This is a genomic window from Kitasatospora sp. NPDC058243 (genome assembly GCF_042882025.1).
Taxonomy (GTDB): domain Bacteria; phylum Actinomycetota; class Actinomycetes; order Streptomycetales; family Streptomycetaceae; genus Kitasatospora.
The window spans coordinates 1-724 of the sequence record NZ_JBHVWW010000180.1; the positions used below are offsets into that span (position 1 = coordinate 1).

Below are 724 nucleotides of genomic sequence, written 5' to 3' on the forward strand. Positions count from 1 at the left end.
CCGCACGAAGGATCACGCCAGGGCCGCAACCCCCGTTTGCGCGCAAGGTGATGCGTGTTTCGAACGTGCCGCCGGGGTTACCGTGAGGGGTGTGAAGATCTCTGAGATGGACCGGGCCCGGCTGGCAAAGTGGGCCGAGGAGCGAATCCCTGCTCACGCCCGGGCCGAGGTGGCGGTGGTGTGGGCAATTCGGGCCAATGCCGTGGTGGTCAGTGAGGAACGCGCGCCGTGGGACGGAGTCGGTGAGTGGACCTCACGCAGAGTCGCCCGGCTGCGGCTCGGCGGTGAGGGATGGGTGGTCGATGGGGCGGACCGCAACGGGCGCTGGTACGCGCGCGAAGATCTGCCGTCCCTGCCGTCACTGGACAAGGCTCTGGTTCTCCTGGATGATCCCCGTCACGCGTTCTGGGGCTGAGCGGGCAGGTCAGAACGGATACACGTCACCCGATGGACGCGGCTGGACCGGGACGGAGGCTGTACTGGCCGGGGACGGTTGGGCTGGGCCTGAGCGGTAGGTCTTGGTGACGGTCGCGGTCACGTAGGTCAGGGAGGCTGCAACTTCTTCGGCGTCGATCTCGACGACGGTGCGGCGCTGGCCTTCCTTGTCGTCGAAGGTGCGCTGCTTGAGGCGGCCGGTGACGATGACGCGCATGCCCCTGGTCAGCGACTGGGCGGTGTTCTCGGCGGCCTGGCGCCAGATCGCGCAGCGCAGGAACAACGGCTC

2 protein-coding genes are annotated in these 724 nt (G+C 68.1%); one reads left to right on the forward strand and one right to left on the reverse strand.

The annotated features are described in order from the left end of the window. Positions 1–91 precede the first annotated feature (91 nt). Complete coding sequence (locus ACFVX9_RS39930) at positions 92–415, forward strand: hypothetical protein (protein WP_387987252.1); 324 nt, start codon at positions 92–94, stop codon at positions 413–415. 9 nt (positions 416–424) lie between these two features. Here ACFVX9_RS39930 and ssb read toward each other — a convergent pair. Beyond that, positions 425–724, reverse strand: a 300-nt coding sequence (gene ssb, locus ACFVX9_RS39935; RefSeq protein ID WP_387987254.1) for a single-stranded DNA-binding protein, incomplete at its 5' end; no start/stop codon positions are given.